Annotated in this window: 30 protein-coding genes and 1 tRNA gene; 11 read left to right on the plus strand and 20 right to left on the minus strand. The window is 58.1% G+C overall.

Features of this window, described 5'->3' with window-relative positions; genetic code table 11:
- Window positions 1-5 precede the first annotated feature (5 nt).
- The 4 genes from Q6A51_RS22645 to Q6A51_RS22660 form a co-directional block, all read right to left on the minus strand.
- Window positions 6-80 (minus strand) — tRNA-Gln (locus tag Q6A51_RS22645).
- Between the two features lie 40 nt (window positions 81-120).
- Window positions 121-969: a 4-(cytidine 5'-diphospho)-2-C-methyl-D-erythritol kinase gene (gene ispE / locus Q6A51_RS22650; protein ID WP_201006499.1), complete on the minus strand. Its 849-nt coding sequence runs from the start codon at window positions 967-969 to the stop codon at window positions 121-123.
- Between the two features lie 2 nt (window positions 970-971).
- Window positions 972-1,589, minus strand: a complete 618-nt coding sequence (gene lolB, locus Q6A51_RS22655) for a lipoprotein insertase outer membrane protein LolB (protein ID WP_201020059.1) — start codon at window positions 1,587-1,589, stop codon at window positions 972-974.
- Window positions 1,590-1,593: 4 nt separating this feature from the next.
- Window positions 1,594-3,321: a tetratricopeptide repeat protein gene (locus Q6A51_RS22660; protein ID WP_304575784.1), complete on the minus strand. Its 1,728-nt coding sequence runs from the start codon at window positions 3,319-3,321 to the stop codon at window positions 1,594-1,596.
- Window positions 3,322-3,547: 226 nt separating this feature from the next.
- Here Q6A51_RS22660 and hemA point away from each other — a divergent pair, with 226 nt between their 5' ends.
- The 6 genes from hemA to Q6A51_RS22690 all read left to right on the plus strand — a co-directional run bounded on the left by hemA (window position 3,548) and on the right by Q6A51_RS22690 (window position 8,943).
- Window positions 3,548-4,825, plus strand: a complete 1,278-nt coding sequence (hemA, locus tag Q6A51_RS22665) for a glutamyl-tRNA reductase (RefSeq protein ID WP_304575785.1) — start codon at window positions 3,548-3,550, stop codon at window positions 4,823-4,825.
- Window positions 4,822-5,904: a peptide chain release factor 1 gene (prfA, locus tag Q6A51_RS22670; protein ID WP_201006504.1), complete on the plus strand. Its 1,083-nt coding sequence runs from the start codon at window positions 4,822-4,824 to the stop codon at window positions 5,902-5,904. Before hemA ends, prfA begins: the two co-directional genes overlap by 4 nt.
- Window positions 5,905-6,741 carry a peptide chain release factor N(5)-glutamine methyltransferase gene (gene prmC / locus Q6A51_RS22675; protein ID WP_201020057.1) on the plus strand — a complete coding sequence of 279 codons (837 nt, stop codon included), beginning with the start codon at window positions 5,905-5,907 and terminating at the stop codon, window positions 6,739-6,741. It begins immediately after the preceding gene.
- Window positions 6,735-7,499 (plus strand): molybdopterin-synthase adenylyltransferase MoeB, encoded by a 765-nt coding sequence (locus Q6A51_RS22680; protein ID WP_201020093.1) that lies wholly within the window; start codon window positions 6,735-6,737, stop codon window positions 7,497-7,499. The genes prmC and Q6A51_RS22680 overlap by 7 nt, the downstream gene beginning before the upstream one ends.
- Window positions 7,492-8,307: a glutamate racemase gene (gene murI / locus Q6A51_RS22685; protein WP_201020056.1), complete on the plus strand. Its 816-nt coding sequence runs from the start codon at window positions 7,492-7,494 to the stop codon at window positions 8,305-8,307. Before Q6A51_RS22680 ends, murI begins: the two co-directional genes overlap by 8 nt.
- Window positions 8,308-8,424: 117 nt before the next feature.
- A complete protein-coding gene (locus Q6A51_RS22690) occupies window positions 8,425-8,943 on the plus strand; it encodes an acyloxyacyl hydrolase (RefSeq protein ID WP_201020055.1) in 519 nt (172 codons plus the stop codon).
- Between the two features lie 111 nt (window positions 8,944-9,054).
- Here the strand turns inward: Q6A51_RS22690 and Q6A51_RS22695 are convergent, their stop codons facing one another.
- From Q6A51_RS22695 to Q6A51_RS22750, 12 genes are all read right to left on the minus strand, one after another.
- Entirely contained in the window at window positions 9,055-9,354 is a 300-nt protein-coding gene (locus Q6A51_RS22695; protein ID WP_201020092.1) for a YkgJ family cysteine cluster protein, read from the minus strand.
- 11 nt (window positions 9,355-9,365) lie between these two features.
- The gene (locus Q6A51_RS22700) at window positions 9,366-9,881 is read right to left on the minus strand and encodes a DUF2878 domain-containing protein (RefSeq protein ID WP_201020054.1); all 516 of its coding nucleotides are present in this window, start codon (window positions 9,879-9,881) and stop codon (window positions 9,366-9,368) included.
- Entirely contained in the window at window positions 9,874-11,145 is a 1,272-nt protein-coding gene (locus Q6A51_RS22705) for an SAM-dependent methyltransferase (RefSeq protein WP_304575786.1), read from the minus strand. Before Q6A51_RS22705 ends, Q6A51_RS22700 begins: the two co-directional genes overlap by 8 nt.
- The gene (locus Q6A51_RS22710; RefSeq protein WP_304575787.1) at window positions 11,129-11,932 is read right to left on the minus strand and encodes a DUF1365 domain-containing protein; all 804 of its coding nucleotides are present in this window, start codon (window positions 11,930-11,932) and stop codon (window positions 11,129-11,131) included. Before Q6A51_RS22710 ends, Q6A51_RS22705 begins: the two co-directional genes overlap by 17 nt.
- Window positions 11,929-13,176, minus strand: a complete 1,248-nt coding sequence (locus Q6A51_RS22715) for an NAD(P)/FAD-dependent oxidoreductase (protein ID WP_304575788.1) — start codon at window positions 13,174-13,176, stop codon at window positions 11,929-11,931. Before Q6A51_RS22715 ends, Q6A51_RS22710 begins: the two co-directional genes overlap by 4 nt.
- Window positions 13,173-13,961, minus strand: a complete 789-nt coding sequence (locus Q6A51_RS22720; RefSeq protein WP_201006512.1) for an SDR family NAD(P)-dependent oxidoreductase — start codon at window positions 13,959-13,961, stop codon at window positions 13,173-13,175. The genes Q6A51_RS22715 and Q6A51_RS22720 overlap by 4 nt, the downstream gene beginning before the upstream one ends.
- The gene (locus tag Q6A51_RS22725) at window positions 13,958-14,380 is read right to left on the minus strand and encodes a nuclear transport factor 2 family protein (RefSeq protein ID WP_201006514.1); all 423 of its coding nucleotides are present in this window, start codon (window positions 14,378-14,380) and stop codon (window positions 13,958-13,960) included. The genes Q6A51_RS22720 and Q6A51_RS22725 overlap by 4 nt, the downstream gene beginning before the upstream one ends.
- Window positions 14,373-15,821, minus strand: a complete 1,449-nt coding sequence (gene phrB, locus Q6A51_RS22730; RefSeq protein WP_201020050.1) for a deoxyribodipyrimidine photo-lyase — start codon at window positions 15,819-15,821, stop codon at window positions 14,373-14,375. Before phrB ends, Q6A51_RS22725 begins: the two co-directional genes overlap by 8 nt.
- A gap of 10 nt (window positions 15,822-15,831) precedes the next feature.
- On the minus strand, window positions 15,832-16,740 hold the full coding sequence (locus Q6A51_RS22735) for a MerR family transcriptional regulator (protein WP_201006518.1): 909 nt from the start codon (window positions 16,738-16,740) through the stop codon (window positions 15,832-15,834).
- Between the two features lie 3 nt (window positions 16,741-16,743).
- On the minus strand, window positions 16,744-17,706 hold the full coding sequence (locus Q6A51_RS22740) for a YbgA family protein (protein ID WP_304575789.1): 963 nt from the start codon (window positions 17,704-17,706) through the stop codon (window positions 16,744-16,746).
- A gap of 135 nt (window positions 17,707-17,841) precedes the next feature.
- The gene (locus tag Q6A51_RS22745) at window positions 17,842-18,057 is read right to left on the minus strand and encodes a TIGR02450 family Trp-rich protein (RefSeq protein WP_201020048.1); all 216 of its coding nucleotides are present in this window, start codon (window positions 18,055-18,057) and stop codon (window positions 17,842-17,844) included.
- The gene (locus Q6A51_RS22750) at window positions 18,054-19,040 is read right to left on the minus strand and encodes an NAD(P)/FAD-dependent oxidoreductase (protein WP_122321095.1); all 987 of its coding nucleotides are present in this window, start codon (window positions 19,038-19,040) and stop codon (window positions 18,054-18,056) included. The genes Q6A51_RS22745 and Q6A51_RS22750 overlap by 4 nt, the downstream gene beginning before the upstream one ends.
- 301 nt (window positions 19,041-19,341) lie before the next feature.
- Between Q6A51_RS22750 and Q6A51_RS22755 the strand changes: the two genes are divergently transcribed.
- Both Q6A51_RS22755 and hemH read left to right on the plus strand, forming a co-directional pair.
- Window positions 19,342-20,244, plus strand: a complete 903-nt coding sequence (locus tag Q6A51_RS22755; protein ID WP_122321097.1) for a TIGR01777 family oxidoreductase — start codon at window positions 19,342-19,344, stop codon at window positions 20,242-20,244.
- 13 nt (window positions 20,245-20,257) lie between these two features.
- Window positions 20,258-21,283 (plus strand): ferrochelatase, encoded by a 1,026-nt coding sequence (gene hemH / locus Q6A51_RS22760; protein ID WP_304575790.1) that lies wholly within the window; start codon window positions 20,258-20,260, stop codon window positions 21,281-21,283.
- Between the two features lie 60 nt (window positions 21,284-21,343).
- Here hemH and Q6A51_RS22765 read toward each other — a convergent pair whose 3' ends face one another.
- Both Q6A51_RS22765 and upp read right to left on the minus strand, forming a co-directional pair.
- Window positions 21,344-22,609 carry a uracil-xanthine permease family protein gene (locus Q6A51_RS22765; protein ID WP_201020045.1) on the minus strand — a complete coding sequence of 422 codons (1,266 nt, stop codon included), beginning with the start codon at window positions 22,607-22,609 and terminating at the stop codon, window positions 21,344-21,346.
- Between the two features lie 4 nt (window positions 22,610-22,613).
- Window positions 22,614-23,252 carry a uracil phosphoribosyltransferase gene (upp, locus tag Q6A51_RS22770; RefSeq protein WP_201006531.1) on the minus strand — a complete coding sequence of 213 codons (639 nt, stop codon included), beginning with the start codon at window positions 23,250-23,252 and terminating at the stop codon, window positions 22,614-22,616.
- 208 nt (window positions 23,253-23,460) lie between these two features.
- On the opposite strand from upp, the gene Q6A51_RS22775 reads away from it, so the two are divergent.
- The 3 genes from Q6A51_RS22775 (at window position 23,461) to Q6A51_RS22785 (ending at window position 24,941) form a co-directional block, all read left to right on the plus strand.
- Window positions 23,461-24,018, plus strand: a complete 558-nt coding sequence (locus Q6A51_RS22775; protein WP_200986450.1) for a hypoxanthine-guanine phosphoribosyltransferase — start codon at window positions 23,461-23,463, stop codon at window positions 24,016-24,018.
- A gap of 87 nt (window positions 24,019-24,105) precedes the next feature.
- Window positions 24,106-24,588 (plus strand): hypothetical protein, encoded by a 483-nt coding sequence (locus tag Q6A51_RS22780; protein WP_201020044.1) that lies wholly within the window; start codon window positions 24,106-24,108, stop codon window positions 24,586-24,588.
- A gap of 65 nt (window positions 24,589-24,653) precedes the next feature.
- On the plus strand, window positions 24,654-24,941 hold the full coding sequence (locus tag Q6A51_RS22785) for a PA4642 family protein (protein ID WP_200986448.1): 288 nt from the start codon (window positions 24,654-24,656) through the stop codon (window positions 24,939-24,941).
- Window positions 24,942-25,013: 72 nt separating this feature from the next.
- On the opposite strand, the gene Q6A51_RS22790 is transcribed toward Q6A51_RS22785, so the two are convergent.
- Together Q6A51_RS22790 and Q6A51_RS22795 are read right to left on the minus strand one after the other, a co-directional pair.
- Window positions 25,014-25,844 carry an amino acid ABC transporter permease gene (locus Q6A51_RS22790; RefSeq protein WP_095067181.1) on the minus strand — a complete coding sequence of 277 codons (831 nt, stop codon included), beginning with the start codon at window positions 25,842-25,844 and terminating at the stop codon, window positions 25,014-25,016.
- Entirely contained in the window at window positions 25,841-26,662 is an 822-nt protein-coding gene (locus tag Q6A51_RS22795; protein ID WP_201006536.1) for an ABC transporter substrate-binding protein, read from the minus strand. The genes Q6A51_RS22790 and Q6A51_RS22795 overlap by 4 nt, the downstream gene beginning before the upstream one ends.
- Window positions 26,663-26,665: the final 3 nt, after the last annotated feature.

Genomic DNA, 26,665 nt, shown 5'->3' on the forward strand with positions numbered 1-26,665 from the left:
GAAAATGGCAGGGGCGGCTGGATTCGAACCAACGCATGGCAGGATCAAAACCTGCTGCCTTACCGCTTGGCGACGCCCCTGTATTGAATCAATCTGAGTGCCTGGCACTCAATTCCTTTTTCACAGAATTTGTAGCTTGCGATGCAACATCGAAACGTTGCTTCCTTTTGCTACGAACCCTGTAAGGGTCTCTGTAAGAAGGGCCGAGACTTTATCAGCTTCAGCTTTGTTTGGGAAGGCCCCAAACACACAACTTCCAGTTCCGGTTAATTTTGCTTCGGTAAAATTACCTAACAAATTCAAAGCGTTACGTACATCTGGATAACGCTTCTCTACAACCGCTCTACAGTCGTTTTGACTGTTTCCCTTGGGAACGGGGCGCACTTTAATGGGAGGCGTGTCACGTGTCAACAGTGGATCTGAAAAAATTTCTGCTGTACTTACAGATACTTGCGGCACAAGCACCAAATACCACGGTTCTTCGGGGTTTACAGGGGTGAGGATTTCTCCGACACCCTCAGCAAATGCGGCACGTCCACGCACGAAAACCGGGACGTCAGCCCCCAGCGTCAGGCCCAGAGCAGCCAGCCGATCTTCATCCCAGCCAAGATTCCACAGATGGTTCAGGCCAAGCAGGGTCGTTGCTGCATCCGAGCTGCCGCCACCGATGCCGCCGCCCATGGGCAGGCGTTTTTCCAGCCAGATATCCATGCCAAGTGTGCAACCGGACTGTTTCTGTAATGCCCGGGCAGCCTTGACGATCAGATTGCTGTCGTGAGGAACGCCGGGGACATCGGTTTGCAGGCGGATTTCACCGTCCTCGCGAACTGCGAAGCCGAGTTCGTCGCCGTAGTCGAGAAACTGAAAGATGGTTTCCAGTTGGTGATAGCCGTCAGGACGACGGCCAAGAATGTGCAGCATCAGGTTCAGTTTGGCGGGAGCGGGCAGGGTCAGGCTTGGCGTGCTCATGTTCATTGCCCCAGTTTGCGAGGCTGCCAGTCCTTGATGACCAGCGTGACATCCAGATCCTGGCCATGCAGCTTGATGCGCTCAGGCAGCCAGTAACCGTTCTGTTCGATGTAACTGAGGTATTCCACCTGCCAGTCATCCTGTTCAAGGCTGGCCAGTCGGCTGTCGTCATCCAGTGTCAGGCGGCTCTTGCTGTCGGGGGCGGGAAGGCCGCGCACCCACCAGACGAGATGGGAAACCGGGAGTTTCCAGCCCAACTGGTCTTGCAGAAGGGTTTCCGGCGTTGTCGCTTCGTAGCGGCCCTGGTTGGCCACTTCAAGGCTTACGCCGCCAGGACGACCCGTCAGGCGTGCCGCACCGCGTCCCAAAGGGCCGGAGAGGCGAATGTCGTAATAATCCTGGCGTTGCAGCCAGAACAGGGTGCCGCTGCCGGAATCCCTGGGGGCCCGAATACCGACCTTGCCGTTGATCTGCCAGCCGTCGAGGCTGCTCAGTTGTTGTTTGTGCTCGCGCCATTGCGCTGAGTTGCCCTTGCCCTGAAGGGCTTCTCGGGAGGTCATGCCGGCGCAGCCGGCGAGCAGGGCGATAAGGCTGAATACGATTACATGGCGCAAAAACATAACGTCAAAGATTCTCTGATCCGGTCAGACGCAGCAGTGTGCCGCGCAGAATAGGGCTGTCAGGTTGCTGTTCAAGGGCTTTGCCCCAGACTTTACGGGCTTCACGCTGTTCGCCTTTGGCCCACAGGACTTCGCCCAGGTGAGCGGCAACTTCGTGGTCCGGGAAGCGTTCGAGTGCCATGCGCAGCAGGCGTTCGGCTTCGTCCAGGTTCCCCATGCGGTAATTGACCCAGCCCAGGCTGTCGAGCACGGCCGGGTCATCGGGAGTCAGGCTGTGGGCCTTTTCGATCAGTTCCCTGGCCTCGGCATAGCGGGTCGTACGATCCGAGAGGGTATAGCCCAGAGCATTCAGGGCCATGGCGTTTTCCGGCTCGCGTTTGATGATCGCCCGCAGGTCTTTCTCCATCTGCGCCAGATCATTACGCTTTTCCGCCAGCATGGCGCGGGTATAGAGCAGGTTCACATCGTCCGGGTATTGCTTGAGCGCCTGATTCAGTACTTGCCAGCCGCGATCGGGCTGATTGTTGCTGGTCAGGGTTTCGGCTTCGATCAGATACAGCTGGATCGCGTAGTCCGGTTGAGTATCGCGGGCTTCGGCGAGGCGTTTCGAGGCTTCGGCGGCGTTGCCGTTGCTCATCAGAATGTCACTCTGGCGAAGCTGGGCAGACAGGAAGTCGCTGCCCGGCCCGACCTGTGCGTATTCGGCAAGAGCGCTTTGCGGATCATTGCGCTCTTCGTGGATGCGGCCCAGGTTCAGGTGAGCGGAGTCGACATGTGCGCCTCGCTCCACCAGCTCTTCCAGATAGCCGGCTGCTTCGTCCCACGCCTTGGCTTCCAGGCAGACCAGTGCCAGCGAGAAACGCAGCTCGTCGTCATCGGGATATTGTTGCAGAAGGCTGGAAAACTGCACCTTGGCATCTTCCATGCGGTTCTGTTCGACCAGCATGCGGGCGTAGGTCAGGCGCAGGCGTTTGTCTTCGGGGTATTTCTTGAGGCTTTTTTCCAGGATCGGCAACCCTTCCTTGCCGCGACCCATGCCTTGCAAGAGGCGTGTACGCAGCAGGATTGGCGCGATTTCGCCATCCTTTGGCGGGTTGTCTTCAAGCAGGCGCAGGGATTGTTCGGAGTCGCCGTTCTGCTGAAGCAGCAGTGCCTTGCCGAAAATCAGTTGGCCATTGCTCGGGTACTTGCCCAGCAACCGGTTGAAGCTCTTGAGCAGGCCGTTGCGGGTATCAGTGTCGGTTTCCGCTGCGGAGAGCGCCAGAAAGTCGAAATGCGTATCGCCCTGGCCCTGCAGGACCTTCTCCATATACATCATGGAGTCGTCATAGCGTCCGGAGCGTGCCAGCTGAATCGCGGCAGCCCTTTGCGCTTCCAGGTTGGTCGAGTCGTTGCGTGCCCAGATCATGGCGGTATCCAGAGCAGCCTGGTCGGCCCCCAGATACTCGGCTATGCGATAGGCGCGCTCGGAAACGCCCGGGTCCTGGGTCTTGATCGCCTGAGTGACGTAATTATCCAGCGCAATATCGAAACGGTTGCGTTGGCCGGCCAGCTCGGCGCTCAACAGGCTTACCAGGGTTTCCTGAGTGAACGAGCCATAGACCAGCGGCTTTGCTTCAGGCGCGGGAGGAGTGTCTTTCTGTGCAGTCACAGGTTGCTGTGAGACGGGGGCCATGGACTGGCAGCCGCCGAGAAAGACAAGGGCAAGGAACAACGCGGAGGATCTAGTCATATATAAGAAAGGCGGCTTACCTGCGGTTTGGAGCATCATGACACAAGGATGTTGGCAAAACCCACCACCCGTGGAAAAACTACTGCAACAGCGGTTTTGGAGGCGTCGCCGGCCTCAAGAGGGGCCTGCAACGAGCGATTCTAGTGGGACAATAATATGCAGTGGTTGTTCTGAGCTTATTGAAGTAGGACAATTGCTGGCTTCACGTCACCACCAGCGACCCTGAATGGCCTTCCTTGCTCTAGGTATTAACCATAAGACTGCCTCGGTCGACGTTCGCGAGCGCGTTGCATTTACGCCGGAACAGTTGGTCGAGGCCTTGCAGCAGCTTTGCCGTCTTACCAGCAGTCGCGAAGCCGCGATTCTCTCGACGTGTAACCGTAGCGAGTTGTATATCGAGCATGACCAGCTCGCAGCTGACAGCATTCTGGCGTGGTTGGCGGACTATCACCAACTGAGTCTGGATGAATTGCGCGCCAGCGCCTACATACATGAAGACGATGCTGCCGTGCGTCACATGATGCGCGTAGCGTCGGGGCTGGACTCTCTGGTACTCGGAGAGCCGCAGATTCTCGGGCAGATGAAGTCGGCCTATGCGGTTGCCCGTGAGGCCGGAACCGTTGGTCCGTTACTCGGGCGCCTGTTTCAGGCCACGTTCAGTGCGGCCAAGCAGGTTCGTACCGACACGGCCATTGGTGAAAACCCGGTATCGGTCGCATTTGCCGCCGTCAGCCTGGCAAAACAGATTTTCAGCGATTTGCAGCGCAGTCAGGCGTTGCTGATCGGCGCGGGCGAGACCATCACTCTGGTTGCCCGGCACCTGCGTGACCTGGGCGTCAAGCGTATCGTGGTCGCCAACCGGACTCTGGAGCGTGCCAACATCCTGGCCGCCGAGTTTGGAGCCCATGCGGTACTGCTTTCGGATATCCCGGCAGAACTGGTCAACAGCGATATCGTGATCAGCTCTACAGCCAGCCAGTTGCCGATTCTGGGCAAGGGCGCTGTTGAAAGTGCTTTGAAGCTGCGCAAGCACAAGCCGATTTTCATGGTGGATATCGCTGTTCCGCGCGATATCGAACCTGAAGTCGGTGAGTTGGACGACGTTTACCTGTATAGCGTCGATGATCTGCATGAAGTGGTCGCCGAAAACCTCAAGAGCCGGCAGGGTGCTGCCCTGGCGGCTGAACAACTGGTCAGTATTGGCGCCGACGACTTCATGTCCCGTCTGCGTGAGCTGGCGGCAGTCGATGTGCTGCGTGCCTATCGTCAGCAAAGCGAGCGGCTGCGCGACGAGGAACTGAGCAAGGCGCAGCGTATGCTGGCCAACGGCAGCAATGCAGAAGAAGTATTGATTCACCTGGCCCGTGGCCTGACCAACAAACTGCTGCACGCTCCAAGCGTTCAGCTTAAAAAGCTGTCTGCCGAAGGCCGCGTCGATGCGCTGGCCATGGCTCAGGAACTTTTTGCCCTCGGTGAGGGCTCGACGGATAAACCTTCGCAATGAAAGCTTCACTGCTCAATAAGCTGGATGTGCTCAGCGACCGTTTTGAAGAATTGACCGCGCTGCTTGGCGATGCGGAAGTTATCAGCGACCAGACCAAGTTTCGCGCCTATTCCCGTGAGTATGCCGAAGTAGAGCCTGTCATCGAGGCTTACAGACAACGCATCAAGGTTCTGGCCGATCTGGACGGTGCGCAGGCTCTGCTCAAGGACAGCGACCCCGACATGCGGGAAATGGCGGTCGAAGAAGTCCGTGAAGCCAAACAACAGTTGGTGGAACTTGAGGCGCAGTTGCAACGCATGCTGCTGCCCAAGGACCCGAACGACGGCCGTAACGTGTTTCTGGAAATCCGTGCGGGCACGGGCGGTGACGAGGCGGCGATCTTCTCCGGCGACCTGTTTCGCATGTACTCGCGTTATGCCGAGCGTCGTGGCTGGCGTGTGGAAATCCTGTCGGAAAACGAAGGCGAGCATGGCGGCTATAAAGAAGTCATCGCCAGGGTCGAAGGCGAAAATGTCTACGGCAAGCTGAAATTCGAGTCCGGTGCCCACCGCGTACAGCGTGTGCCCGAGACTGAGTCCCAGGGGCGTATCCATACCTCGGCCTGCACCGTGGCGGTATTGCCCGAGCCTGACGAGCAGCAGGCCATCGAAATCAACCCGGCAGACCTGCGCATCGACACCTATCGCTCTTCCGGTGCCGGTGGGCAGCACGTCAACAAGACCGACTCGGCCATTCGCATTACCCACTTGCCATCGGGTATTGTCGTGGAGTGTCAGGAAGAACGTTCGCAACACAAGAACAGAGCCCGGGCAATGTCCTGGTTGTCTGCCAAACTGAATGATCAGCAGACCAGCGCCGCTGCCAATGCCATCGCCAGCGAGCGCAAGCTTCTGGTGGGGTCGGGTGATCGTTCGGAGCGTATTCGCACCTATAACTTCCCTCAAGGGCGAGTGACGGATCACCGTGTCAATCTGACGTTGTATTCACTGGATGAAGTTCTGGCCGGTGGGGTCGATGCAGTGATAGAGCCGCTACTCGCTGAATATCAGGCTGATCAACTTGCGGCACTGGGTGAGTAAATGACCATCATCGCCAGCTTGTTAAGAAGCGCTGAACTTCCCGACTCACCAACGGCGCGACTGGATGCCGAGTTGCTGCTGGCCGCTGCCCTGGGCAAGCCGCGCAGTTTCCTGCATACCTGGCCCGAGCGCATTGTCAGCACCGAAGCGGCGCTGACTTTTGCGGGTTACCTGCAACGCAGGCGTACCGGTGAGCCCGTGGCTTATATCCTGGGCCAGCAAGGCTTCTGGAAGCTCGACCTGGAAGTCGCGCCCCATACATTGATTCCACGTCCCGAAACCGAAATGCTGGTTGAAGCGGCGCTGGAACTGATCCCGGCTTTTGCCCCCGCTCAGGTTCTGGACCTGGGAACCGGCAGCGGGGCGATTGCCCTGGCGCTGGCCAGTGAGCGTCATCAGTGGAAGGTGACGGCCGTGGACCGTGTGCTTGAAGCCGTCGCTCTGGCAGAACGTAACCGACAGCGCTTGCAACTGGACAACGCCGTGGTGCTTAACAGCCATTGGTTCAGCGCGCTGGATCAGGAGAAGCAGTTCGACCTGATCATCAGTAACCCGCCTTATATCGCTGACGCCGATCCGCATCTGGCTGCCGGTGATGTTCGCTTCGAGCCGAGCAGCGCACTGGTTGCCGGCACCGATGGCCTGGACGACCTGCGAGCCATTATCCAGCAGGCTCCGGCGTATCTGCGCAACGGCGGCTGGTTGTTGCTCGAACATGGCTATGACCAGGGTGCCGAAGTGCGGAACCTGCTCACCGCCAGTGGTTTCGATCGGGTGCAGACCCGGCGTGATCTGGGCGAGCACGAGCGCATTACCTTCGGATGCCTGCTGTGCTGAGTGACCAGGAACTGCTGCGTTACAGTCGGCAGATCTTGCTGCAACACGTCGATATCGATGGGCAGATGCGGCTCAAGAACAGCCGTGCGCTGATCGTCGGTCTTGGTGGCCTTGGTTCGCCAGTGGCGCTGTATCTGGGCGCTGCCGGGGTTGGTGAGTTGCATCTGGCCGATTTCGACAGCGTCGACCTGACCAACCTGCAACGCCAGATCATTCATGACAGCCAGAGTATCGGGCAGGCCAAGGTGGATTCAGCCATGGCACGTCTGACGGCCATCAACCCTGAAGTGAAACTGGTCGCTTATCGTGCCGCTCTGGATGCCGACTCGCTGAGCGCAGCAGTGCAAGGCGTGGATCTGGTACTTGATTGTTCAGATAACTTCTCGACCCGCGAAGCCGTGAATGCGGCCTGCGTCGCAGCAGGCAAGCCCCTGGTCAGCGGCGCTGCGATCCGCCTCGAAGGCCAGTTGTCGGTGTTCGACCCGCGCCGCGCCGAGAGCCCTTGCTATCACTGCCTGTACGGTCACGGCAGCGAAGCCGAACTGACTTGCAGTGAAGCTGGCGTCGTCGGTCCTCTGGTGGGCCTGGTCGGCAGCCTGCAAGCCCTGGAAGCCTTGAAGCTGCTGGCGGGTTTTGGCGAGCCTCTGGTCGGCCGCCTGTTGTTGATTGATGCCCTGACCACTCGTTTCCGGGAGCTGAAGGTCAAGCGTGATCCGGCATGTGGTGTGTGTGGCGCTGCCAGAGGCAAGCATGACTGACGCTCGCCCGCCTTATAGCCGTAGCGCGCCGGTCGGGGTATTCGACTCCGGAGTGGGCGGGCTTTCGGTACTCACCGAGATTCGCCAGCTTCTGCCCAACGAGTCACTGCTGTATGTCGCGGACGGCGGTCATATTCCCTACGGCGAAAAGAGCCCGGAATTCATCATTCAGCGCTGCCTCACGATTGCCGGTTTCTTCCGTGAGCAAGGTGCCAAGGCGCTGGTGCTGGCCTGCAACACCGCGACAGTGGCAGGCGTTGCGCAGATACGTCAGCGCTACCCCGACTGGTCCATCGTTGGTATGGAGCCTGCGGTCAAACCGGCCGCTGCCGCGACTCGCAGTGGTGTAGTGGGAGTTCTGGCGACAACTGGCACTCTGCAAAGCGCCAAGTTCGCCGCTTTGCTCGACCGATTCGCCAACGATGTGCGGGTCGTTACTCAACCCTGCCCGGGATTGGTGGAGTTGATCGAAACCGGTGATCTCCTCAGCCCGACCATTCGCCAATTGCTCTGGACTTATGTCGAGCCACTGCTGCTTGAAGGCTGCGACACCATCATTCTAGGCTGTACTCACTACCCGTTTCTCAAGCCGCTGCTGCGCCAGATGATTCCCGATTCCATCAGCCTGATCGACACTGGCGCCGCTGTAGCCCGGCAGCTTCAGCGTCTTTTGGCACAAGCCGACCTCCTTGCCACGACTCCCGGGTGCGAAACGTCCTACTGGACGAGTGGTAATCCAAATGATTTCAAAAAAATTCTGCCAGCTCTATGGCAAAGCGCTGGCAGTGTGCGAAGCTTAGGTTTGTAAAAAAATCGTGAAAAAAGCTTTTGGGGGCTGAACCAACGCTTTGCTGCTGCTTTCTATAGTGCGTCTGCCAAGTTTCCAGCACTTTCTAACAACTACCATATGAAATGGATGTTTCTTATGAAGCGACTCTTTTGTTCGGCCGTGGTATCGGCTGTTCTCGCAGGGCAAAGCTCTCTGGCACAAGCCGATGGCGTTGAGTTTTCGGTAGGTCATACCAGCCAGTCGACGATGACCTATCGTCTGGGCGTGCAGTTCGATTGGGATAAAAGCTGGTTGAAAAGCGATATAGGTCGCCTGACCGGTTATTGGGATGGCGCCTACACGTATTGGGATGGAGACAAGCGCTCCAGCAATAACAGCCTGTCGTTTTCGCCAGTGTTGGTTTACGAGTTTTCAGGACAGAGTGTGAAGCCTTACATCGAGGCGGGGATTGGTGTTTCGGTTTTCTCCAATACTCAAGTTGAAGACAACAAGCTGGGCTCGGCTTTCAACTTCGAAGACCGCATCGGTTTTGGTCTGCGCTTTGCGGGCGGGCATGAAATCGGCATTCGCGCCACTCACTATTCCAACGCTGGCATCAAACAGCCGAACGACGGGATAGAAAGCTACGCTCTGCATTACAAGATGCCGTTCTGATAGTGAACGACCAGGCGGGGGAGAATTTATTCGCGACAGGCCGCTACATTCGATACCTATCCATCGTTTGCCATGCCGTCTCGCGAATGAATTCGCTCCTACCCGCCGCCCTCAGAGATAAGCCGTCGCAATTCCCTGCCGTTCGTTCATGCACTCTTCTGCACCTGCCTCAAACTCTCGGCATATAAGCGGGCGTTTTTCGTAGATGGTACACATCATGGTGTTGCGATCCAGCGCCGCGCACCAGCCGTCCTCCAGGCGCAGCATGACTTCGCCGCCCCACTCATCGGTATCGATATAGCGCTCGGGCACGCCTGTGTCGGTGATGAGCATGACTTCCAGCTGGCAGCAGCAGGCCGCACAGGTCGAGCAAGTGACTGCCGGCTCGCTTGGAATCGGTGTCAGAGTGATGAGCGCGGATTTCAGTGGGGGGCTCCGGTGGGTCTGTTGATAAGTGGATGGGTAGCCAGTCGCTGAAGCAAGGGAAAGATGACGGCCCAGACCGCGCCCAGTATCAAGAGACTTGGCCACAAACCCAGTGGAAGCTGGGCTTGCGCCAGTTGCGAGCCTGCATAGTACGACATCGGGCCGCCAATTGCGCCGAGCAGGCTGGCTCGCCACCAAGGGGTGGCGGTCCAGGCCAGGCAGTGATTGAGCGTGGTTGCCAGGACTGCCCAGAGTAATACCAGCCACAAGGGAATCAGTGGGCCATCGGTGCCGAAGTCCAATACCCCCAGATTCATCAATGCACTGTCGAGCAGCGTGCCCAATACGGTTACGGCCAACAGCAATCGGCCCTCGCTCGTCCAGGAACTTGTCCACAGCAGATGTATTGCCAGCACACCGGCTGCAATCAGCAGCCAGTAGCTGTTGCCGCCCAGCACGCAGGCGAACCAGCCGATCTGGAACAACAGCGCATTGGCGACGGTTTTAAGCATCGAAGAGCCCAAGCACCGGTGCGCGCAAGGCTTCGGGTTTGGCCAGCAGCAACTGGGCGGTGCCGATGGTTCTTTCCAGGAAACCACCTTCGCAGTAGCACAGATAAAACTCCCACAGACGCAGGAAGTACTCGTCGTAACCCAGCTCCAGCAATGCGTTGTGGGCCTGCTTGAAGTTGTCGTGCCACATGCGCAGGGTGCGGGCGTAATGCAGGCCGAAATCCTCCATGTGCAGCAGGTTCATGTCGGTGTCACCGCCGACGATTTCCAGCATCTTCTGGACCGACGGCAAGGCGCCGCCGGGGAAGATATAGCGCTGGATGAAGTCCACACTGCTCTTGGCCTGCTCATAACGCTGCTCGCGAATGGTGATGGCCTGCAAGAGCATCAGCCCGTTGCTCTTGAGCAGATGCGAACACTGCTTGAAGTAGGTTGGCAGAAACCTGTGGCCCACTGCTTCGATCATTTCGATGGACACCAGCTTGTCGTACTGGCCGGTGAGGTCGCGATAATCCTTGAGCAGCAGGGTCACGCGGTCTTGCAGGCCCAGTTGTACCAGCCGCTGCTCGGTGTAGGCGAACTGCTCTTTCGACAGCGTGGTCGTCGTGACACGGCAGCCGTAATGCTGCGCGGCATAAATCGCCATGCTGCCCCAGCCCGTACCGATTTCCAGCAGATGATCCTCGGGTTTGAGGGCCAGTTTCTGGCAGATGCGCTCCAGCTTGTTCAACTGGGCCTGTTCGAGGCTGTCGTTCTCGTTCAGGAATTGAGCGGCGGAATACATCATCGTCGGATCGAGAAACTGCTCGAATAATTTATTGCCCAGGTCGTAATGGGCCGAGATGTTTTTCTGCGAACCTTTGCGGGTATTACGGTTGAGCCAGTGCAGGACCTGGACCATGGGCCTTGTCAGGCGTGCAATGCCGCCTTCCATGGCATCAAGTACATCAAGGTTGCTGACGAACACCCGCACCACTGCCGTCAGGTCCGGCGTGGTCCAGTAGCCATGGATAAAGGCTTCGCCCGCGCCAATGGAACCACCGCTGGCAACCAGGCCCCAGATCGCGGAGTCGCGGATATGGATTTCCCCCTGGATCAGCGCTCCGGCCTTGCCGAAGACATGGCGTTCAGTGCCGTCGTTGACCACCAACTGGCCGTTGCGCAATTTGCTCAGTTGGCGCAACACGCCCCGGCGCAGAAAACTGGCTGTCAGGTTGTGGGCACCCAGATTGGCAGAAAAACCACTACTACTGATGTTTTTCATCACGTCGATCCTTGGGTTGCGGCGTGCCTGTACGGTATTCACCGTCAGCAGTCTGATGATTGAAAATCGGGATGCGCTTGAGAAACAGGCGTATGGCCTGCCAATAGATCGCAAGGCAGGTCTTGGCAGTCATCCATGGATAGGCAAGCAGATAGCGATGCAGTGTCTGACGATTGAGCTTCTGCCGACTCAGGTTGAGCGTGGCGTCGAACACTTTCAGCTCTCCTTGCCAGTCGGCCATATGCACACCGATTCTCTCGGCGGGCTGGCTGAAACTCATGCGGTATTCGAGATCACGGGGCAGAAAGGGCGACACATGAAACGCCTTGGCCACGGCGAAGTGCTGATGGCCTTCGCCAGTGGCGGGCAGGACATAGTGATACCGCTCGCCCCAGGGTGTATTGGTGACTTCACACAGGATGGCGGCCAGTGTTCCGTCGACTTCATGGCAGTAGAAAAAACTCACCGGGTTGAACGACAAACCCCAACTACGGGCCTGGGTCAGCAGGCAGACCCGGCCCAGCGGCATATGACCCAGCGCTATCCCGACCCGCTCGCGTACCGCTTCGATCAGCGGCACGCCGCGCCCGGTCAGTTCCGGCAAATAGTCATGTTCCCGGAATGAAAACGGCGAAAATCGCTTGCCCCCGGCCAGCGGTGACAAGTTGAGCACGGCGTCCTGCTCGTCCAGATCCAGATAGAGCAGGCCGATTCGATAGTTGAATTCGTGGGCTCTGGGCGCAAAACGCCGATGAGTGATCCAGCCGCTGTAAAGGGCGCTGTTCACAGCGCTTCCCCAAAGGCCTGGGCCACGCGCAGGCCGCTGACCACGCCGTCTTCATGGAAACCGTTGGCCCAATAGGCGCCGCAGTACCAGGTGTTTTCAACGCCGTTGATTTCCTGCCAGCGCTCCTGGGCTGCAATGGCATCCAGGCTGTATTGCGGATGGGCGTAGCGATAGCGGCCGAGGATTTTATCCGGGTCGATGGCGCTGGTCTGATTCAGGCTGACGCAGAACGTGGTGTCGCTTTCGATCCCTTGCAGGATGTTCATGTCGTAGGTGACGGCAGCCAGTTGCTGCTCTCCGCCACCAAGGCGGTAGTTCCAGCTGGCCCAGGCCAGTGAGCGTTTGGGCAGCAGTCGTGTGTCGGTGTGCAGAACCACGTCATTTTCGGCATAACGCAGAGCGCCGAGAATGTCCCGTTCGTGCTGTGAGGGCTGGGCCAGCAACTGCAAGGCCTGATCGCTGTGGCAGGCGAAGATCACCTTATCGAAGCGCTCACTGCCTGCCGCGCTGTGCAGGGTGACGCCCTCGCTGTCACGCTCTACCCGATGCACAGGGCATGACAGGCGAATGCGGTCTTTGAACGAAGCCGTCAGCGGTTCGATGTAGCTTCTGGAGCCACCTTCAATCACACACCACTGGGGACGGTGAGTGACAGAAAGCAGCCCGTGATTCTTGAAGAAGCGCACGAAGAATTGCAGAGGGAAACCCAGCATGTCCGCCAGTGACATCGACCAGATTGCCGCGCCCATGGGCACGATGTAATGGTCGATGAAGCGCTGGCCGTAGCGGCCGTTTTTCAGGTATTCGCCAAGCGTCGTGTCGGCCGCGATGCGCTGGTTTTCCAGGTCGGCCACGGACTGGCGATTGAAGCGCAGAATATCGCTCAGCATGCCCCAGAACTTCGGCGACAACAGATTGCTGCGCTGGGCGAACAGGCTGTTGAGGTTATTGCCGTTGTATTCGACGCCGCTGCGCGGGTCATGCACCGAAAAGCTCATTTCGGCCGGCTTGAATGCCACGCCCAGCCAGCCTAGCAATTTGATGAAGTTCGGGTAGGTCCAGTCATTGAAGACGATAAAGCCGGTATCGATCGCATAGGCACGGCCAGCGACCTGCACATCCACGGTATGCGTGTGGCCGCCGATCCAGTCCGACGCCTCGAACACCGTGATGTCATGGGAGCGATTGAGCACGTAGGCGCTGGTCAGGCCTGAGATACCGCTGCCAATGATGGCGATCTTCATTGAGCGTCCTTATTCGAGGTCGGGGGGCGTGCCATGTGTTTGCAAAGGGCGAATCTTGCCCGGGCTGGCAACATGGCCAGCAAGCGCAGGCTGAAAATGAAAGGGCCGGGGAAGGCGATTTCCAGTGGGCGTTTGGGGCTGTTCAGTCTTTTGGCGATGTAGTGTGCTGCCTTGTCGACAGGCCAGCGCATGGGCATCGGAAAATCGTTTTTTTCAGTCAGCGGCGTTTCGACGAAACCCGGGCTGATCACGGTGACGTCAATGTTTTCGCTGGCCAGGTCCAGGCGCAGTGATTCGAACATGTAGCGCAGGCCGGCCTTCGAGGCGCCGTAGGCTTCGGCTCGGGGCAGCGGCAGGTAAGTCACCGCGCTGGCGACGCCAGCCAGATGTGGTTTTGTACCTTTGCGCAACAAGGGCAGTGCTTCCTGGATGCAGAAGCTGCTGGCCAGAAGGTTGGTGCGAATCACCCGCTCCACCAGTGCTGCATCGAAGCTTTGTGCGTCAATGTACTCACAGGTCCCGGCATTGAGGATGGCCGTGTCCAGTGCTCCCCATTCCTGTTCGATACGATCGCCCATGTGCCTGACTTGCTCGCCATCGGTGATATCGCCGGTTACCAGCAGGACCTGGCCGGGGTAACGCTGCGACAAGTCCTGCAAGGGCTCAAGGGTTCTGGCGGTCAAGGCCAACTGGTTTCCTGAGTCGAGCAGCTCTTTTGCCAGTGCCAGACCAATACCGCTGCTTGCACCCGTCAGCCATATGCGACGTGCGTACGAAGTCTTCATGCCAACCTCTTTTTCAGCCAGGCAATCAAGCCTCCCATGATGGGGAGGTGTTCATAGAGCAATGCACCGGCGTCGAAGTAGTCTCTATGCCGGTAAACCTTTTCGTGCCAATGCAGGTGCGAACAACCTTCGACTTTGATAAGCCGTCCCCTGTTCAGGCGTGGGTGTGAATAACTCATGGTCCAGGTCAGATAGCCTTCACCGGGCCTGACTTCATCGAAGTGATGGAAGTCGAAATGCAGTGCGCTGACATTGCTGTAAAGCTGAGCGAAGTAATCCTGCATGGCCGCCAGACCCTGGATATGGTGCATCGGGTCTGTGAATGACACGTTGTCGCTATAGAGCCCGGCCACTCGCTCAAGGTTGTCCTTGTTCAGCGTTGCGAAGTCATGGGCGAAGCGTTGCAGGAATTCACTCATGGAGCGGGCCCGCTGCTGGCTGGCGATGGGGCAGGGCCTTGAAGGCGGCCAGCGCCCGTGCGCGGCTTTTGCTCAGGTCGACAATCTGTGCGGGATAGTCTTTTACGCCGAACAGGCCACCGACGAGGGACGGGTCATGCACTTCTTTCTTGTTGAGGCTGGCCAGTTCCGGCAGCCAATGCTTGATGAAGCGCCCTTCGGGATCGAATTTTTCCGATTGCGACAAAGGGTTGAAGATACGGAAGTAGGGTGCCGAGTCTGTGCCAGTGGACGAACTCCACTGCCATCCGCCGTTATTGGCCGCCAGGTCACCATCGATAAGGTGACGCATGAAAAAGCGCTCGCCTTCACGCCAGTCGATCAACAGGTTCTTGGTCAGGAACATCGCAACGACCATCCTTAGTCGGTTATGCATCCAGCCGGTTTCCAGTAACTGGCGCATGGCTGCATCAATGATGGGCAATCCGGTGCGGGCTTCCTGCCACGCGGCCAGTTCGGTTGGAGCGTTACGCCATTTGACGGCTTCGGTTTCCGGGCGGAATGCGCGATGGCGTGAAACGCGAGGGTAGCCTACAAGAATGTGTTTGTAGAACTCCCGCCACAGCAACTCGTTGATCCAGGTCACGATCCCGGTATTACCGGTTTCAAATTCCCCGTTATTGCTCATCAGGGCTGCATGCAGGCATTGGCGTGGAGAAACCACGCCGGCTGCCAGATAGGCCGACAACTGGCTGGTGCCAGGTTTTGCCGGGAAATCGCGTTCGCTCTGGTAGTAGCGGATCTGATCGTCGCTGAAGGCAGCCAGGCGTCTGAGCGCTTCGTTTTCACCGGCAGGCCAGAGTTCTCGCAGCGTTTTGGAGGGCGTTGTAAAGCCTTCGACCTGATCAGGTACCGCATCGCTTTTGATCGATAACGGTTGCTGGGCCTTCGGTGCGCGAATGAGGTGTGGCATCGCTTCGTGCAGGCGGGCGTAGCAGACCTTGCGGAACTGGCTGTAAACCTGAAAGTAGCCGCCGGTCCTGGTCAGGATGCTGCCAGGCTTGAACAGCAGTTGATCCAGATAGCTGCTGAAATGAACACCGGCGTTTTCCAGTGCATGGCGTACGGCCTGATCGCGTTTGCCTTCATTGATGCCGTACTCCTCATTCGCATGTACGCCTTCGACGCCATGCTCGGCGCAGAGCTGCAACAACACTTCAGGGGCTTTGTCCCAGGTATCTGCATCACGAATCAGTAGAGGGACATTCAGATCACCCAGGGCTTTTTCCAGCTCGACCAGATTGCGCAGCCAGAAATCGACCTTGCAGGCTGCGTCGTCATGGTTCTGCCATTGAGTCGGGCTGATCAGATACACAGCCAGCGCAGGACCCCGCTCCATGGCAGCGGCCAGGGCGGTATTGTCGTGAACGCGCAAATCGCTACGCAGCCAAAACAGTTGCATGTGAAATCCTTTAAATGAGTCCGAGCCTGTTCAATTCGATCTGTGCGCTGAGCGGGTCCTGAGCAAGGGTCAATCCTGTGACCTCGTTCGCACATACGAGCAAATCGGCGTTATGGATCTGTACCGTTGGTCCGCTCAACACGATCGGGCAGGAAATATTGCTCAGTAGCCTTGGCAGTTGAGTCGGGTTCAGCGATTTGCTGGAGTAGAGCAGGACGCCGCGTGGTTGCAGGTATTCGGTGGCCAGTGCCAGCTCACCGTTTGGCAGCGGCCAGTCGAATACTTCCACGGGGCAGTCGGCGCTGCTGACCAGCCAGGCCACGAGCCATAGATGCGGCTCAAGCGGCAGGTCGGACTGATTCACCAGCAGCAACGGCTTGCCGTTGAGTTGCCGGTTGTTGTGGTAGATGCGTGCGCCAAGCTTGCTGCGTAGCCACGAATAAAAGAACACACGCTCCATCTGCGCGCCGAACTTGCCTTGCCAGCGCTTCTCCAGCTCGGCCAGCAGCGGCAGCAACAATTGCTCACACAAGGTTCGTGGCGGATACAGCGACATGGCCTGATTGAAAACATCGTCGACCCGGCGTTCGGCCAGTTCACCGATGGCCTGCAACAGCGTCTGGTGCAGGGCATCCCAATCATTGCCGGGCGTGAAGCTTTCCGGCTGTTGTTCATCGATCAAGGCTTTGACCTGACTGACGGATACACCGCGATTGAGCCAGGTCAGAATCGTCATCACCCGCTGTACATGCTCGTGGGTATACAGGCGATGTCCCTTGGCGGTGCGGTGGGGCACGATCAACCCGTAGCGTCGTTCCCAGGCCCGCAACGTGACGGCGTTGACCCCGGTCTGACGTGCAACTTCACGGATCGGCAGCCAGTTGTCTGGCTCATGCGCCTCTTGGTTTGTATCGTTCATGGTTCAGATCGCATTACGCAGGCTCAGTTTTTCCGGATGCGGCTGCATGTAAACCTGCAGCGCAATATACGGATCAGGATGTTGGCGGAAGTGGTGCTTGAGCAGGGTCAGCGGCACGATCAAGGGCACGACGCCTTGATGGTATTGAGTGATCAATTGCTGGATTTCCTGCTTGTCCTCAGTGTCGAGGTGGTGTTTGAGGTAGCCACTGAGGTGTTGGAGGACGTTGGTGTGGGTGCGGCGGGTGGCGCATTTTTTAAGTGCTGCCATCAACTGGCTGAAATAGCGCGGTGCAATCTCGTTCGGATCGCTACGGCCCATGCTGCCCAGCATGTTGCCCAGCACTTTGTACTGCTGGGGATTGCTGGCCATGAGCTGATATTTGTAGCGCGAATGAAATTGGCTCAAGGCGCGACGTGTCACGCCCTCTTTGAGCAGTTGCTGCCAGGCCGCGTAGGCGAATACCCGCGTGACGAAGTTTTCCAGTAACACGGCGTCGTTGAGTCTGCCGTCTTCTTCTACAGGCAGGTCGGGGTGTCTGGCGCAGAAGGCCTGGGCATAGATACCGCGTCCACCGCCATCGACGGGCGCGCCGTTTTCTCGATAGACCTTGACCCGCTCCAGGCCGCAGGACGGTGATTTCTGCATGAAAATGTAGCCACAGATATCGCCCAGCTCGGTCGCCATGTGCAGCCCGTAATCAGCCAGCGCCGTGGTGACATTCAGGTCGCTGTTGACCGTGCCGACGGCCTGGGGATTTTCGGGGTCGCCCACCAACCGGATCGGTTCACGGGGAATCCCCATGCCGATGGCGACTTCAGGGCAGGCCGCAATGAAATCGAAATACTCGCTCAGCGCCCTCGTACAAAGACGAGATTCTTTATGACCGCCATTGAAACGAACCTCAGCGCCCAGCAGGCAGGCACTGATACCCAGTTTTGGTTTATCGATCACAGGCGCTGACATCACAAACCTCTACGCAAGACTTATACAGACCAAGAAGTCTGTACAACTTGTGTCATCATAGGTTTGTAGCTGTACAAGTCAAATTCTTTGTACAAGAATTTACGGGCGGCGCTTATTCACAAGGCAGACGCAGGCTCATTTCCAGCCCATACGCCACACTTGCGCATTCTGTAGCGTCTGCCATGGCAATCGCTCGCTGCGGTGAGTCATCACGGCTTGCAGTTCTATCTCCAGCACCGTGCCTTCCTCATCCTTGAACAGCTCGGTCACCAGAAAGTGCTTTTCGCGGTTGAGCGGGACTGCTGCGGTCCATTTCGACAGCAGCAGCTTGCGGGGATTGATGGTATTCACTTGAGGTGTTCAAGCAGGCGGCGTGCGGCTTCCTGGCCGCTGAGCCATGCGCCTTCGACGCGACCGGACAAGCACCAGTCGCCACAGACATAAATGCCCAGGTCAGCATCGGAGAGTGCGCCCCATTCATGCGAGCCGGCAGGTCGTGCATAGAGCCAGCGGTGCGCCTGGCTGAATACCGGAGCTGGCATCGGGCAGTTGATCAGTTCGGCGAATGCGCCATGCAGATGCTCGATGACTTCCTCTTTGGGCATGTCCAGATGTTGTCTGCTCCAGTTACTGGTGGCATGCAGAACCCAGGTGTCGAGCGTGTCGTCACGTTGGGGTTTACTGCGATTGCGGGCCAGCCAGTCGAGGGGGCTGTCTTGTACGAAACAGCCTTGCATCGGAGTTTGCAGGGGAGTTGCGAAAGCCAGGGCCACGGCCCAGGTCGGGTCCATTTTCACGCCGGTGACCACGCTTGCCAGTTTCGGTGCCGCCGCCAGCAGTGTCGTTGCCTGAGGCGCTGGCAGGGCGATGACCACATGGCTGAAAGGACCGTGGCTGTTGCCTTCGGCATCTTGCAGGTTCCAGTGATGTTCGCCGCGAAAGACTTCGGTGATGCGGCACGAGAATGTCACGGGCAGATCGCTCAGCATGGCGCGGGTAATGGCGCTCATGCCTGGCGTGCCGACCCAGCGCACCTGTTCGTCCGGCGACGGGCTGAGCCTGCCACCATGGAAGTTGTAGAGCGAGGGAGTCCATTCGGCCACATAGCCCTTGGCTTGCCACTGATTGACGGCTGCTACGAAGCGGCGATCACGGGCGGTGAAATACTGCGCGCCCATGTCCAGAGAACCTGCCTCACTTCGCTTGCTGGACATTCTTCCGCCGCTGCCGCGGCTTTTATCGAAAAGATGTACGTCATGCCCGGCAGATTTGAGTGCCTGGGCAGCAGAGAGTCCGGCGATACCGGTACCGATGATTGCGATAGGTACAGTCATAGGGGCCTCGTTACCTTGTCTGCACAGACTACGCCGTAGTTAAAACCTGTACAATCTCCGTTTTTGGTATAACTTGCAGTCGTTCTCGATTTTACTGCCTGGTCAACTGCAACCTGTTCGGTCAAAGACGGTCAGTCTGTTGCTTGTAGACAATGGGCCAACTGCCCGGGGTGGGCAGTAAAGCTCCAATTCATTCAGGTGTGGCCTATTGTTCAGCAAAAGGTTTTGCTTTTGTGGATAAGCCAGACCTATAAAAAATAGACTACTCAATTGCCCCGAACGCCACGCGAGGTAACCTGCCATGCACATATTGCTGACCGGCGGTACTGGTTTGATAGGACGAGCGCTCTGTCGATTCTGGTCTGCGCAAGGCCATCAGTTGACAGTCTGGAGCCGCCGGCCCGCTCAAGTGCCTGAACTCTGTGGGCCGTCGGTGCGTGGGATTGCCCGTCTGGATGAGTTGGGTGAGCAATCGATCGATGCCGTCATCAACCTCGCGGGTGCTCCGATAGCTGACCGTCCCTGGACTCGCAAGCGCAGGTTGCTGCTGTGGAGCAGTCGCATTGGTCTTACCGAGCAACTGCTGGCCTGGCTGGAGGGACGGCAGCAAAAGCCCGAGGTGATGATTTCCGGTTCCGCGGTCGGCTGGTATGGCGATGCGGGTGAGCATGAACTGGATGAAACCTCCCGGCCAGCCAAGGAAGACTTCGCCAGCCAGTTATGCACCGCCTGGGAAGAAACCGCTCAACATGCAGAGGCCCTGGGCATTCGAGTGGTTCTGGTGCGTACCGGTCTGGTGGTGTCCGAGCAGGGCGGTTTCGTGAAGCGCCTGCTGCTGCCCTTCAAGCTCGGCCTGGGTGGCCCGATAGGCAATGGTCGGCAATGGATGCCCTGGATTCATATCGACGATCAAATCGCGGCGATTGATTTTCTGTTGAACCGCAGTGATGCCCGAGGTCCTTATAATCTCTGCGCGCCAACGCCGGTGCGTAATCGCGAATTTGCCAAGACCCTGGCGGGCGTCCTTCACCGGCCAGCCTTCATGCCTTTGCCGGGGTTTGCGTTGCGTGTGGCGCTGGGTGAGCTGTCTGTTTTGCTGCTGGGTGGTCAACGAGCCCGGCCAGCCCGTTTGCTGGAGGCGGGTTTTACCTTCCGGTTTACTGATCTGCGCGCCGCCCTGAGTGAATTTTCGGGCCGCCATTGAAATAGGATGTTGCATGACCGATCACGCGCTGTTGCTGGTCAATCTGGGTTCGCCTGCTTCTACAGCAGTGCCGGACGTACGCCGGTATCTCAACCAGTTCCTGATGGACCCTTACGTCATCGACCTGCCGTGGCCGGTTCGCAGGCTGCTGGTTTCGCTGATCCTGATCAAGCGCCCGGAGCAGTCTGCCCATGCCTATGCGTCCATCTGGTGGGATGACGGTTCGCCGCTGGTAGTGCTGAGCAAGCGCTTGCAGGAGGCCATGAAAAAGGAGTGGACGCAGGGGCCGGTTGAACTGGCGATGCGTTATGGCGAGCCCTCCATCGAAACGGTACTGACGCGCCTGGCAGGGCAGGGCATCAAGAAGGTGACTCTGGCCCCGCTTTATCCACAGTTTGCGGATAGCACCGTCACGACCGTGATCGAAGAAGCCAAGCGTGTGGTGCGGGCCAAATCGCTCGCAATGGAGTTCTCGCTGCTGAAACCTTTCTACGATCAGGACGAGTACCTCGATGCCCTGGTGGAAAACGTTCGTCCGCACTTGCAGCAGCCCCACGATCACCTGCTGCTGAGTTTTCACGGCCTGCCGGAAAGGCACCTGACCAAGCTCGACCCTACCGGCAACCACTGTTTCAAGAATGAAAACTGCTGCATGACCGCGCCGCCGGAAGTGGTCGCCACCTGCTATCGCGCACAATGCCTGCGCTCAGCTGCGGCCTTTGCACAGCGCATGGGCATTCCTGACGGTAAATGGTCGGTGTCGTTCCAGTCGCGTCTTGGGCGTGCCAAGTGGATTGAACCCTACACCGAAGCGCGCCTTGATGAGCTGGCAGCTCAGGGCGTGAAAAAGTTGCTGGTGATGTGCCCGGCATTCGTGGCCGACTGCATCGAGACACTGGAAGAGATCGGTGATCGCGGAGCGGAGCAATTCAAGGAGGCGGGCGGTGAAGAGCTGGTGCTGGTGCCCTGCCTGAATGACGACCCGAACTGGGCCAAGGCCTTGAACCGGATGTGTGAAAAAGCACCCTTGATGTCGTAGGAGCGAATCGGGCGGCGCTCCGCTCATTCGCGAATGAATTCGCTCCTACGCGGGTTATGGTTATGGCAGTTGCTTGTTCTTCCAGCTGTCATTGCCCGGCAGGATCAGGTTCAGGGCGATGGCAGTAATGGCGCACAGGGCGATGCCCTTGAGGCCGAAGTCATCGGGGCCGTTGCCGGTTCCGATCAGCACACCGCCAATACCGAACACCAGAGTCACCGAGACGATCACCAGGTTACGCGCCTCGGACAGGTCGACCTTGTGCCGAATCAGGGTGTTCATCCCCACCGCAGCAATCGAACCGAACAGCAGGCACAGAATCCCGCCCATGACCGGCACCGGAATACTTTGCAGCAGTGCGCCGAACTTGCCGATAAAGGCCAGGGCGATGGCAAAGATCGAGGCCCAGGTCATGATGGCCGGGTTGTAGTTCTTGGTCAGCATCACCGCGCCAGTCACTTCGGCATAAGTGGTGTTGGGCGGGCCACCGAACAGGCCGGCTGCTGTCGTGGCGATCCCGTCGCCAAACAGGGTGCGATGCAGGCCTGGTTTTTTCAGGTAGTCGCGTCCGGTCACGCTGCCAACCGCGATCACACCGCCGATATGTTCGATGGCCGGAGCCAGTGCCACCGGGACAATGAACAGGATGGCCTGCCAGTTGAACTCCGGTGCGGTGAAGTGCGGCAGTGCCAGCCAGGGCGCAGCGGCAATCTTCGCGGTATCCACCACGCCAAAGTAGAACGACAGCGCAAAGCCCACCAGCACGCCGGAAATGATCGGCACCAGACGGAAAATACCTTTGCCGAACACCGCCACGATCAGTGTGGTCAGCAAGGCCGGCATTGAAATCAGCATGGCGGTCTTGTAGGGGATCAGCTCGGCACCGTCACCCGATTTGCCCATCGCCATGTTGGCGGCAATGGGGGCCATGGCCAGGCCGATGGAGATGATCACCGGGCCGATAACCACCGGTGGCAGCAGGCGGTCAATGAATCCTGTGCCTTTGATTTTCACGGCCAGGCCCAGGAAGGTGTAGACAAAACCTGCCGCCATCACGCCACCCATGGTCGCAGCCAGGCCGAACTGGCCTTTGGCGAGAATGATCGGAGTGATGAAGGCAAAGCTCGATGCCAGGAATACCGGCACCTGACGACCTGTCACCATCTGGAACAGCAGCGTGCCCAGGCCAGCGGTGAACAACGCCACGTTGGGATCGAGCCCGGTAATGAGCGGCATCAGCACCAGGGCGCCAAAGGCCACGAACAGCATTTGTGCGCCGGAAAGAACCGTACGCCACAGTGGATCGTTGAATTCGGACTGCTTCATCGAGTTATGCGTCCTTTTGCTTGGTGCCGAAAATCTTGTCACCGGCATCACCCAGGCCAGGAATGATGTAGCCGTGTTCGTTCAGACGTTGATCGATGGATGCGGTGTAGATAATCACGTCCGGGTGAGCCTTCTCCACCGCCGCGATGCCTTCGGGGGCCGCCACCAGAACCATGGCGCGGATTTCCTTGCAACCGGCTTTCTTGAGCAGGTCGATGGTAGCGATCATCGAACCGCCTGTCGCCAGCATCGGGTCGATGATCATCGCCAGACGCTCGTCGATTTCCGGTACCAGCTTTTCCAGATAGGTGTGGGCTTCCAGTGTTTCTTCATTGCGGGCCAGGCCTACGGCGCTGACTTTTGCACCCGGAATCAGGCTCAGCACGCCGTCGAGCATGCCGATGCCGGCACGCAGGATCGGCACGACGGTGATTTTCTTGCCCGCGATCTTCTCGACCTGAACGGTGCCGCACCAGCCTTCGATGTCGTAGCTTTCCAGCGGCAGGTCTGCGGTGGCTTCATAGGTAAGCAGTGCGCCGACTTCCTGTGCCAGCTCACGGAAATTCTTGGTGCTGATATCGGCGCGGCGCATCAGGCCGAGCTTGTGGCGGATCAGCGGATGACGGATTTCACGAATGGGCATAAGAAAAGGCTCCAGCAGGGGGCAAAAAAACGGCCTAGATTAATCTATTCAGCTGTGACTGTCTTACAGCGCATGCAGTATCGTCACGCAAGGTGTGAATCCTTGCCTTCGGGCGGTACTCGCAACGTTAGTCCATAATCGCTTGCCCTGAATGGACGGGATGCGTACCTTTGCCCGCTTTTCTTAAACTGCCCATCTGGAGAGCTTCATGTCCGCTGATCTCGAGCATATCCGTCAAATCATGCGCGAGGCCGATTGCCTCTACACCGAGGCTGAAGTCGATGCTGCCATCGCTCGCGTCGGAGCGCAGATCAACGCTGAACTGGCCGACCGCAACCCTGTTGTATTCTGTGTGATGAATGGCGGCCTGATCTTCTCGGGCAAACTGCTGACGCATCTGAACTTCCCGCTGGAAGCCTCTTACCTGCACGCGACCCGCTATCGCAACGAAACCACTGGCGGCGACCTGTTCTGGAAAGCCAAGCCGGAAGTCTCGTTCATTGACCGTGACGTGCTGATCATCGACGACATCCTCGACGAAGGTCATACCCTGGGTGCGATCATCGACTTCTGCAAACACGCAGGCGCTCGTGCCGTACATACGGCGGTTTTGATCGACAAGGATCACGACCGCAAGGCTCGCCCTGACCTGAAGGCCGATTTCGTTGGCCTGCCATGCGTGGACCGTTATATCTTCGGCTACGGTATGGACTACAAAGGTTACTGGCGCAATGCCGCCGGGATCTATGCTGTCAAAGGGATGTAATTGTCGTTGCGGCAGGAATGCCTTCATATAGAGGTATTCCTGCGCTGTGACGCAGGAATGATCGTTGGTTTTTCAGGGAAGTTCTGAATGAAGTTATCGATTTCTGGCGCCATGGCGCTGGTGATGGTCTGCGGCCTGACACCGGTTCACGCTGAACCCATGCATGGCCAGTACCTGCCTCCCGATGATCTGAGCCTGCGCGCCGGTGCGCCGGAGCAGCAACAGTTATTGCAGATAACCGAATATTCGGTAGTCCTCGGCAATCAGCGCCAGTCCAGTCAGCAGCCGATTCCCATTACGTCGCCGATGTTGCTGCGTCTCAAGGGCAAGCCGCTGAACAAGGGTGCGACCATTTCCGAAGTGTTCATTCACTTCGATGCCGAAAGCAAGAGCCTGAAAAAGCCGACCTACGATGAGCCATCACGCACCCTGACGCTCTATTACCCGGTCAACCAGTACCGTGCCGTTGTGGACTTGCTACGCAGTGAAAAGGTTTATTGCCAGTTCCTGGTTTATGCCAACGGCCATGTATGGGCCGACCTGCATACTGCGGTGCTACGTGCGCGTTGAGCCTCGCACACGCCAAGGGTAAACTGCCCGCCCGTGAAAGTGTCTGCGACCAGTTGGAGCCCGCAATGCGTAAAGATAAGAAGCAGTTGATTGGGGACGAGATCGGCGACGAGCAGATCAAACTGTTCCTGAACTTCGAGCCGTACGATGCCACCTCGCCGTCGCTGCACAAATTGATCAAGGCCTACCGTGGCCTGCGGATCGATGACTTCGAGCGTTTCCTGGTGTTCTTCAAGGAAGCCGGTCATGACCTGGATGGCAAGGACGAGCACGGTAATGATTTCGTTGCCTTGATCAAGGATCAGCGCAACGCTGAAGACTATATCGAGCTGATCGCCCAGGCTCGCGGCTGATAATCCCTGTTCGCGAATGAATTCGCTCCCACACAAATTATGGTGGGAGCGAATTCATTCGCGAAAGAGCATCTACTTTCTGGCCTGATAAGCCTTGCCATAGTGGCGTTCCAGCCGCGCCTGCAACAACTCCAGCCCGATGGACATGATCCAGTAAAGCACCGCCGCCGTGGTCAGCATCTCGATATAGCGATAGCTGGAGCGACCATAGGACTGTGCCAGGAACATCACTTCCCAGACACCCATCACCGAAATCAGGGACGAATCCTTGAGCATCGAGATGAACTGGTTGGTGGTGGGCGGGATGATGGTGCGCATCGCCTGGGGCAGGGTGACGCGCCAGAAGATTTGTGCGGGCCGCAAAGCCAGGGCAAGTGCCGCTTCACGCTGACCGGCCGCTACGCCGATGATGCCCGCCCGGAATATCTCGCTCAGATAAGCGCCATAGTTCAGGGACAGCGCGATGATGCCGGCCAGGATTGCACCGGGCACGATACCCACCTGAGGCAGGCCCAGGTAAATCAGCATGATCTGGATAAGCAGCGGTGTGCCGCGGAAGAACGAGGCATAGAAGCTCGCAATACCGAAGGCCACCGCGCTGCTGGACAGGCGCGCCAGAGCCACGACAAAACCCAGCAGCACCGAGACGAAAATCGAGCACAGGCACACGAACAAGGTCAGCGCTGCGCCCTGCAGAAAACCGTTGGGCGACAGGCTCAGGCCCACCAGATTCGGCAGTTTGTCGAGAATGATCGAGAACTTCAGGTCGAAGCTCAGGAAGAACCCGGCAAACAGGGCGAACATCGCCGCCCAGGTCAGATAGAGCCTTGTACGGAAACCGAGGACACGCTTGAGCAGGCTCTGGGCCTGCTCGGGTGGGCGTTGAGGCTGGAAGGAAGTCATTTGCTGATGTCAGCGCCGATCCACTTCTGCGACAACTTGCTCAGAGTGCCATCCTGCTTGAGTTCAGCAAAGATCTGACGAACCTTGGCGTCCCATTCGGCATCGCCTTTTTCGATGGCGACAAAGTTGGGTTCTTCATACAGCGAGGCGCCAGCGAGTTTGAAGCGTTTGTCCTGATCCAGGCGCGGCTGGGCAGTGACCAGATTGGTGAGGATGGCATCCAGACGCACACCGGCGCCCAGGCCCAGATCCTGGAAGGCAACGTTATCGTTGTCGTACGGGGCGATTTGCACGTTCTCGAACGGGTATTCCAGAGGCTTGTCTTCAGCGCCTTCGATCACCAGGTTCTTGTTCAGGTAGCTTTCGTAGCTTGAAGCACTGGTGAGGCCGACTTTCTTGTTGCTCAGATCCTTGGCCGAATGGATGCGATCATCCTTGGCATTGACCACAATCACCGCAGGCGAGGCGTAGTACTCGATGGGGAAATCGAAGACTTCAGCGCGGGATTTGCTTGGGGTCATCGAGCAGACGCAGATGTCGTAGCGGCCACTCCAGCGGCCAGCGGCAATCACGTCCCAGGATGGCGTTTCAAGACGCAGCTTGACGCCCAGCTTTTCTGCGACAGCCTTGGCGACGTCAACGTCGAAGCCGTCCAGCTGGTTTTTATCGTTCAGGAAAGAGAAGGGCGGGTAACTTTCCATCAGGACGTTTACCAGTTCCTTGTTCTTCTGAATGCGGTCCAGTGTGGCACCGGCGAAGGTCTGAGTCGATGCTGCCAGAGTGACCAGGCCAATGCCCAGCAGAGCGCTAAGTTTCAAAGC

Origin of the sequence: Pseudomonas serbiensis, from assembly GCF_030580745.1 — a bacterium.
Taxonomy (GTDB): domain Bacteria; phylum Pseudomonadota; class Gammaproteobacteria; order Pseudomonadales; family Pseudomonadaceae; genus Aquipseudomonas; species Aquipseudomonas serbiensis.